Here is an 8,939-nt window from a genome sequence, read left to right on the forward strand (position 1 = left end):
ATACCACCTTTGCCGGGCAACGTTCTAAAAAACAAGCAGTTATTTATTTTTTTTCTTCTTTTCCTGGCGGGCAATCCACTCTTTTTGCATTTCTTCCAACAAAAACATTTTTTCGTCAGTACTCAAATCTTTATCAGCATAAACCAAGCTGTTAAACTTGTTTTTAAACTCCGATTTTTCGGTTTTTACCAGCGTCTTAACGATAGTCAAATAAAAGTCGAACATGTGCGTATAATATGTGTTTAAACTTGTGCAATACCAAAGTTATAAAAATTAGCTACAGGGTAAACCAACCAGGCACAAATTTATTAAATAGTGGTATGGCTATACTGTTAAATTACTTTATAGTTCAATTGTTTTGTTATCAGTAGTAGCAAGCAGTGAACGATGAGCTAAATATAGCGTTAACTGGTTTATTATAAGTTTGTTATATTTTATTGTGGTTTGTATTTAATTCTACTTTAGTACTTATTTATAAAACCAAGAGGGCTAACATTGGGAGGGTTGATTTATTGAAAGTAAATTTGAAAATAGTCTACCAGACAAGTTATTTTTTCATCAGATACCGAAGCCAATGAGCAAACACACCAAACACTTATCTCAGAGCTCGTTTAAATTTCCGCATTTAGCTTGATTTTCAATGAGTTTTGTTCTCAGATATGTTAAACCGAGCTTTGCCTTTTGAAGAATGCCCCCAAGTCTTTTTGACTGTACATTTACCGGTTCACCTTCACTGTTTCTAAATTAGACTCTTCGGCAGCTTTGCGGGCTTTCCTTTTTTTTGTTATCCATTGGTACACTTCTGGCGAAATAAGCACCAACATTAATCCTAAGTAACCGAGCCAGTGAATATATATGGGAAACAAGCCCGATTCGTTGAAAACAATGGCAGCCAACAATACTACAATTTTCCAGGAACCTCGTTTTTCGGCAAAATATTTATCAAGGTAAGGGTAGGCAAGTACTGCTGCCAGTATAATGAGGGTACCCAAATAAAAGCCAGCCGTCATTTTTTCGGCATCACCAAAAATAATAAACGCCAGTACGATGCCATATACAGGCTCTAGGTTTACGGTAAGGTTAATGGCAAAAGGACTAAATTTGTTCATGAGTTTTACTGCCACAGTATAAGCATATACGGTACAAATAATGGCTAGAATACCTATATAAAGCCAGTCTATGGCATTGTCGGGGATAAGGTGCAAGGTGTGTGATTTGACAAAATACCGGGCATAAAATGGAAAGAACAAAGCCGAACCAAGGCAAGCGCCTGCCATCTCATAAAAAGTAATGATAGAGTGGTCGTGTTTTTTGATAAGTTTACTATTGATTACCGTAAACAATGCGGCTAACATGGCCGAAATAAGGGCAAGCAAAATGCCCCAAAAGTGGTTAAACTCAAAGCGAAAAACCACATACAAGCCCAAAATAATTACCAAGCCTATGTTTATTTCAAACCCCTTGACTTTACGCCCGGTAATGAGCGGGTCTAGTATACTTGTCCAGAGCGTAGCAGTGGCCATACCTGCCAGGCATACCGATACGGTAGAAATATTTACCGAAGCAAAAAATAGAATCCAATGTGCCGAAATGAGCATACCAGTACCCAAAATCTTAAGTCCAGAAGCGATACTCATTCTAAACGATCTGCGACGACGGGTAATAATGAGCCCTAAGGCAATAGAAGCAATGAGGGTACGGTAAAAAACCAACTCAACTGCGGGAATGGTAATGAGTTTGCCCAAAATGGCGGTAAATCCCCAGATCAATACAATGAAATGGAGAACAGCGTGATCTCGTAAATTTGGCATGTACTTATATAATCATGGCAATGGTGATAAAAGGGCAGGAGATTTTGATTAATTCAATGAGTGTTTTCCTGATAATACCTGCCTTGTTTAATTGTATTTTTGTAAAAGTTATAGCAAAACTAGCCGATTATTTAGGATTAGGCAAACAAGGTAGCTTTTAAATACGTCAGGGGCTTGCCCTAGGTTGGCAATGCCTCTACATATTCTACCAATGTGCTTTGGTGGCAGACCAACAAAAGCCAATATTGCCCCTTTTTTCAAGAACCGCACGAAAGCATCACACACAACTACACAGGATAAACCTCTTTCAACAAACGCTGAATTACCTGTGGCAACTTTGCTGTTTGGGTAGCATCATAAATATAGCGGTCGGGGCGCACTACTACCACCTCTACTTTGTGCTTGGTAAACCACTGTTGGTAACGGCCATAGCGGTCGGTTGGGTTGCCTTCCTCATTATTCACCGCATCGGCTGTAGCAATTATACAAAAAGAGACACCCAATTGGGTCAAACGTTGCAAAGTGTCGGCAGGCAATGCTTGTGAAACCTCTTGTCCATAGCTCACAATGCACCAGCCTTTGCCCAGACAAGCATCTTGTAAGTGGGTCTGGTTGGCAAGGGTTACTTCCATTTGTGGAAACAGGTGCCCGCGTAAGCGTCTGTTTTTGCCAAAAATGCCTTGTTTAAGTTTTTGGGGAGGAACCTTTACTTTACGCCAATGTCTGGGGGCAAACAAGGCAAGCCCCTTGAGTACCCACCCCCAACGCCGGGTAATGAACAAACGCCCCACCCAACGAGTGACCCACATTATAAAGCGCACATGAGGAACGCGCTCAACGGCATAACTCTGCAGGAGTTGGAGGGGAGCCTGGTCTTTGATCACAGCTTTAATTTTCCAGCTTATATTCATCACATCACGAAACCCAGCACACATGCCTTGTCCTATATAGGGAGGCATTTGATGGGCTGCATCGCCTGCCAAAAACACCCGATCTTGTTGCCACTGTCGGGCTATTTTGGTAGCAAATCTATATTCTACCGCGTGGATTATTTTTACCTTGTCAGGATTAATTACGGTAGCCAACATGTCTTGTATGATACCAGGCGATGCCCACTCGATAGAGGCGCTGGAGCTCCCCTTGGGAATAGAAAATTCCCAACGGTAATGGCTGCCAAAACTATTGAGAAACACGTGCGATTTGTTGGGAGGAGCCACAGTTTTTTGAATCCAGTCCGAAAATTTAAACGTCTCTCCTTCGTCTTCTATTCGCACGTCAACTTTAAGGTTGCGGCGGCTAAACCTAAGGTCTTTCAGTCGAAGCTGTAACAGGTCACGTAGAGAACTATTGGCTCCATCACAGGCAAGGATAAATTTACCCAAATAGGTACAGGTTTTTTCGGCAGTTTTTACTTGCAGGGCAGGGGTATTGTCAGGTTGTATGGCTACTGCCGTTGCCCCAAAAAATACCGATACATTTTTGTAGCGTTCAACTCCTTCCATGAGCACCTGTTCCAGGTGGGGTTGGTAAAACAAGTAGCTTGCCGCAAACCCTGCGGTAGCGGTTTTAGAGGTTTCGAGCAATACCTTGCCACGGGGGGTAACAAGGCGCATGCCGGGTACAGGTTTGCTCAAAGCCAATACTGGCTCATGCAACCCCACATATTGCAAAATACGCATAACCTCATCGTCTATGTGAATGGCACGCGGAATATTGTATAGCTCCTGATTGCGTTCAAACACAGCTACCTTTAAACCATACATGCCCAGTAAGTTAGCCGCCAGCATGCCTACCGGACCCAAACCTACAATCAATACATCATATCCTGAAAACTCATCCTCTTTCTGCATCATGTGCCCAAAATAGAAATTTATTTTGAATGTGACATTAAACTTTATCTTTCAGAAGGTATCTTACTACCACAAGTACTACCAAAAATTTATAAGATATGAACAAACTAGTGAAAAACACCTTATTGGCTTGGTGTTGCCTGATTGCCCCTCACTATTGGTTAACTGCCCAACATGCCGGTAATTCTTATTACAAAAAAAGGACTTATAGCAGCTCCCAACAAGCAGTAGATATAAGCAACTCGAAAGGAACCAAACTGGTGGTGACCGCCAATATATTGAAGTATGTAGAGGCAGACGAATTTGTCGCGGTATTTGGCTTATCAGAAGAGGCGCCCAGTGTAAAAGCCTGTAATGAAAAAATTACCCAAAGGCTACAGGGCTTTGTACAAAAACTGAAAGGGTTAGGCATTCGACAGGATGACTACTATATAGACATGGTAACCCAAAACCAGGTATATGGCTATAGTTTTGACAGTGACAAAAAGGTAGCCACCGAAAAAACAGAGGGTTTTGAGTTAAAAAAGAACATTGCCATTCGCTACAAAGACGATAAGTTGCTCAATAAAATGTTACAGTTGGCCGCCCAATATGGTATATACGACCTGATAAAAGTAGACTACCTCAAGTACAACCAGGCGCCCATATACAAAGAATTATGGAAAGAAGCATTGAAGGTAATTGAACAAAAAAAAGGGGTTTACCTTGAGGTAACTGGGGTAAAACTATGGGATAAAAGCAAAATTTTGTCTGAACGTTTTGGGGCTTATTTGCCAGGGCAGATGTACCAGAGCTATACTGCTTTTCAATCTGCCAGCGTAAGTTCGCCAAGTTACAGTCGGCGCAATTTTACTCGAATCGACAAGCGAAAACTCAAAACGGTATACTATGACCCACCTAACTTTAGCAAGTATGACAAGGTGTTGAACAATAACCCTGTGAAACCCATGCTTCAGTTTCATTTGCAAGTGACCATAGAGTACGATGTAGTAAGAAAGATAAAGTAAGAAGTTTTTGCAGGGTTGGGGTAGGTTCTTACAAATAACCCTTATTTTTGACTCTCTCAATAAATAGGAAAAGTATGGACATTCAACCCTGGAAAAAACTCAAAGAAGACAAAGTATACCATGGCTACCGAAGCATTATCAAGCGAAAGTTTGAGTTGCCCAATGGCAAAGTCATGGAATATGACATTGTTGCTGGAGGTAACTTTGCCTCTATTGCGGCACTTACCGAAGACAATGAAGTATTGTTGGTCAAACAGTTTCGTCCTGGTCCCGAACAAGTGTTGATGAGTACCCCGTCTGGGTATATAGACTTTAATGAAGATCCAAAAGATGCTGCCAAACGTGAGTTGCTCGAAGAAACAGGTTACCAGGCAGAAGACATATTTTTCAAGAAAAAAGTGACCTTACCTTATGGCATTGGCTGTCAATATTGTTTTGTGGCCACCGGATGCATAGAAATACAAGGGCAGCGCCTCGACGATACCGAGTTTATAGAAGTAATTACCATGAATTTGCCAGCGTTTAAAGAAAAGTTGCGCAACCCACACGACTTTGATTTTTATAACTTAACTGCTGCTTATCTGTTACTTGATCATATCCAGCCTTTTTAGTTGGTAGCCTCTACAGAGTTAAAAAATGTTAAATACCCAAAAAAACAGTTGCTTTCACCGTATTTTGTATCAAATATACAAAGAACAGGTGCCTATATGAAAACCAGAAAAAAACTCAATTATATCATTTTCTTAATGAGTGTTGCCCTGATAGGTTTGATTGGTTTACAGATTTATTGGGTCAATACCTCGCTCAAAATAAAAAAAGAACGCTTTAATCAAGACGTACATCAGGCCTTGAGCAACCTGGTGCGTAAATTGGAAAAACGAGAGACCGCTTATGCCGTAGGCAATCGTTTTTTTAATACAAAAGGCAGTCGCTACCCACACCCCCAACAATTTTACAATATCATTGCTTCTGGTAATCGCAAATTCAATGTGTTGCGAAAATCAAAGACAAAAAAGAACCATAGTAAAGTAGAACTTCAACACAGCTGGACCCTGTCTGAAGGAGGAGAAGATACCACTTTTACCCTCAATGTCAGCTCTAAGTCCAACCCTCGTCTTAAGCAAATTTTGCACCCTCAAGAGGTCACTGTCGTGAATGACGACTCAAGCAAAAAAGTGCATGTGAAGGCTAGTTCGGTGATGTTGGTGATAGACGAGTTGTTGAGCAAACGCAAGCCATTGCACCAGCGCATCAGCCAGGAATTGCTCGATTCATTGCTTCATATAGAATTGCTAAGTAAAGGCATTGACATTCCTTACCGTTTCAATGTGGTTACTCAGCAAAATGGCCAGTATCGTTATGTGTTTCACCCCCAAAAGCCCATCCAGTACTCCAACCCTCAGCAGGCACTGTCTCAGGTAAACTATGCGACCATCTTGTTTCCCAATGATATATCACCACAACCCAACAAACTATTGGTAGACTTTCCGGCAGAAAACACCTTTGTAATAAAGCAAATGTGGACAGTGCTTGCCTCAGCATTTGTGTTTATTGCCCTCATTATTTTTTGTTTTACATTTGCGGTAAACACCATTCTGAAGCAAAAGAAAATGTCAGACATGACCAAAGATTTTATTAATAACATGACCCACGAGTTCAAAACCCCGATTGCTACTGTGTCGTTGGCTTGCCAGGCAATGCAAGACCCTGACATTCAACAGCTCCCCGGTCAAGTGAATCGCTATATGGGAATGATCAAAGAAGAAAACGACCGATTGGGGCAACAGGTAGAGAAGGTGCTGCAGATAGCCCGGTTAGACCGGGAAGACTTCAAGCTGAATATTAGCGAGGTAGATGTACACCAAAGCATTGCCAAAGCAGTGAGAAACATACAAATTCAGGTAGAAAAACGTGGAGGGATGCTTCATACTGCGTTAAACGCTGAACAAGCCTGCATTTATGCCGATGAGATTCACTTGACCAATATGATCATTAACCTGTTGGATAATGCCAATAAATACTCGCCCGACCACCCGGAAATCACCATTGAAACCCAAAGCAATGAACGGGGCATTAGGGTAATGATTAGCGACAAAGGACAAGGCATTTCTAAAGAAGTAATCAACAAGGTTTTTGATAAATTTTACCGGGTGCCTACAGGCAACATTCACGATGTCAAAGGCTTTGGGTTAGGGTTGAGTTATGTAAAAACAATGGTAGACGCCCACCAAGGCGAAATTCAGGTAAAAAGCGAGCCAGCCAAAGGCAGTACCTTTACCCTGTTTTTCCCTTACATGGCACATAGTGCTTGATGGGCAGGGCAAGGGTGCGCGAAGCAACCAATAAAAACGGATCATTGCCTTGTGAGCCCTCAAGCTGTACCTGCTTCGTTGAAAATGCGATTGTCTACCTTCAAGTCTAAAAAAGTGCTTAAACTTAATTGGGAACCCTTTGGTTGTAATTCGTCATAGACCCAACCTTGTGACCCATATCCCGTACTTTATTTTATCTTGTTCATTCTCGCTAAACGCCAGTGCATGAAGGCTAGTCAAAAGAAGATCACCTATGAAAGATGAAATAAAAATATTGTTGGTAGAAGATGACAACAACCTGGGGCAGCTGCTACAGGAGTATTTACAGATTAAAGGATACCCTACTACCCTGCGACGTGATGGCGAAGCCGGATTAGATACTTTTCACACTGCGGGGTTCGATCTGTGTATATTAGATGTGATGTTGCCCAAAATGGATGGATTTACGCTTGCCGAAAAAATAAGAGAGCAAAACAAAAAAGTACCCATTATTTTTCTGACGGCTAAATCTATGAAAGAAGATGCCATCAAGGGGTTCAAGGCAGGGGCTGATGACTACATCCACAAGCCTTTTAGTATGGAAGAACTCTTGTTGCGCATAGAAGCCATTATGCGACGTGTAGGGGAGCAGCCAGTAACACCATCAACCCAAGAATATTTTGAGGTAGGCTCGTTTAGTTTTGACTACAGCACCCAAAAACTCCAGCGCCAGGGCGAAAGCAAAAAACTGACCTCTAAAGAAGCTGCCTTGCTCAAAATGTTATGCGAACATAAAAACCAGACCCTGGAGCGGTCAAAGGCTTTGAAAAAAATATGGTTGGATGACAACTACTTCAATGCCCGCAGTATGGACGTATACATTACCAAGCTCAGAAAATACCTCAAGTCTGACGAAAATATTCAGATTGTCAATGTACACGGACAAGGTTTCAAGCTCGTAGAGTTGGTATAGCCCTGCCCCCTGCCTTAATGATCACCCCTCTCTTTACTTTCCTCCAATAAAAAATATAAGTCGTTGATGTTCAGTTAGAAGCATCAACGATTTTTTTTGTTTAATATGTTTTCTGAAAAAAACTTCCAATGGTGTACCCTTATATTGGTATAGTTTAAATGAAAGCGCTAAAAGACGCAATGTTGCTTTTGGCTAAATACAATAATGGTTAAACTGTTTTTTTGATAAAACAAATAGTGAATCAACAAGTGATGAAAAAACACCACTCTATACTAATTACTTTGAGCCTGATGGCTTTTTTTGCCTTGGGGCTATGTACCCAGTCACAGGCGCAAACCTCCCGCCTTGCCATCAAAAAGCCCAGCAGTGGCACGGGAGTCATCCTGGATAATGAAACTGGAGGCAACTCCATTTTTAGCATTGGGGGCAACGAAAAAATGCGGCTAACCACCTATGGCAGCTTAAGCTTAGGAACTTCTAGTCCGATAGAACATGCTAGCCTTACCCTGAAGGATAACGCAGGGGGTGGATGGAAACACCTAGCGTTTCAGGGGAACTCAGAGAACTGGTGTATGGGTGTTTTTGGTGCTGGCGGTTTTTATATTGCCAAGGATGGCTTTAGTTCTTCCTGGGCAAAGTTTGTTTTGAAAGGAGATAACGTAGGCATTGGTACTGCTAGTCCTTTTGCTTCTTTACCCAACTCAGGGCTTCATATAGCCAAGGGTGACCACACATCTTTGGTATTAGGAGATCCTGTGGGTGGGAATTATGGTGGAATTATCCAAACAAGCGACCAAAGACATAGAGTATTTATTGGAGCAAATTATTATGATGGAGGATCAAGCTGGGGAAGCTTCTCTTCTGGAAAAGGCATTGCAGGTATTAGTATTTTAGCTGACCAAGGTTCAGCTCCTGCTTGGGGTGTATCATCTATTGATTTTTATGTATCAAACACCGAAACTAACAAAACAGCCATGACCATGAAGATAGAGGTAATGTCCAAGAGT

The 8,939-nt window shown here is 41.6% G+C and carries 8 protein-coding genes; 5 read left to right on the forward strand and 3 right to left on the reverse strand.

The window, feature by feature from the left end; all coding sequences use genetic code 11:
- Positions 1–39 precede the first annotated feature (39 nt).
- From M23134_RS25370 to M23134_RS25380, 3 genes are all read right to left on the reverse strand, one after another.
- Positions 40–225 carry a hypothetical protein gene (locus tag M23134_RS25370; protein ID WP_002701031.1) on the reverse strand — a complete coding sequence of 62 codons (186 nt, stop codon included), beginning with the start codon at positions 223–225 and terminating at the stop codon, positions 40–42.
- Between the two features lie 491 nt (positions 226–716).
- Positions 717–1,811 (reverse strand): DMT family transporter, encoded by a 1,095-nt coding sequence (locus M23134_RS25375; protein WP_002701033.1) that lies wholly within the window; start codon positions 1,809–1,811, stop codon positions 717–719.
- Positions 1,812–2,098: 287 nt separating this feature from the next.
- Positions 2,099–3,664 (reverse strand): bifunctional 3-(3-hydroxy-phenyl)propionate/3-hydroxycinnamic acid hydroxylase, encoded by a 1,566-nt coding sequence (locus M23134_RS25380; RefSeq protein ID WP_002701035.1) that lies wholly within the window; start codon positions 3,662–3,664, stop codon positions 2,099–2,101.
- 95 nt (positions 3,665–3,759) lie between these two features.
- Here M23134_RS25380 and M23134_RS25385 point away from each other — a divergent pair, with 95 nt between their 5' ends.
- From M23134_RS25385 to M23134_RS25405, 5 genes are all read left to right on the forward strand, one after another.
- The gene (locus M23134_RS25385) at positions 3,760–4,668 is read left to right on the forward strand and encodes an SIMPL domain-containing protein (RefSeq protein ID WP_002701036.1); all 909 of its coding nucleotides are present in this window, start codon (positions 3,760–3,762) and stop codon (positions 4,666–4,668) included.
- 74 nt (positions 4,669–4,742) lie between these two features.
- The gene (locus M23134_RS25390) at positions 4,743–5,279 is read left to right on the forward strand and encodes an NUDIX hydrolase (RefSeq protein WP_002701037.1); all 537 of its coding nucleotides are present in this window, start codon (positions 4,743–4,745) and stop codon (positions 5,277–5,279) included.
- 96 nt (positions 5,280–5,375) lie between these two features.
- Positions 5,376–6,980 (forward strand): sensor histidine kinase, encoded by a 1,605-nt coding sequence (locus tag M23134_RS25395; protein ID WP_157558639.1) that lies wholly within the window; start codon positions 5,376–5,378, stop codon positions 6,978–6,980.
- A 253-nt stretch (positions 6,981–7,233) separates the two neighbouring features.
- On the forward strand, positions 7,234–7,932 hold the full coding sequence (locus M23134_RS25400; protein WP_002701040.1) for a response regulator transcription factor: 699 nt from the start codon (positions 7,234–7,236) through the stop codon (positions 7,930–7,932).
- Between the two features lie 251 nt (positions 7,933–8,183).
- A partial coding sequence (locus M23134_RS25405; RefSeq protein ID WP_045114317.1) for a hypothetical protein occupies positions 8,184–8,939 on the forward strand: 756 nt, incomplete at its 3' end.

This window comes from Microscilla marina ATCC 23134 (assembly GCF_000169175.1).
Lineage (GTDB): Bacteria > Bacteroidota > Bacteroidia > Cytophagales > Microscillaceae > Microscilla > Microscilla marina.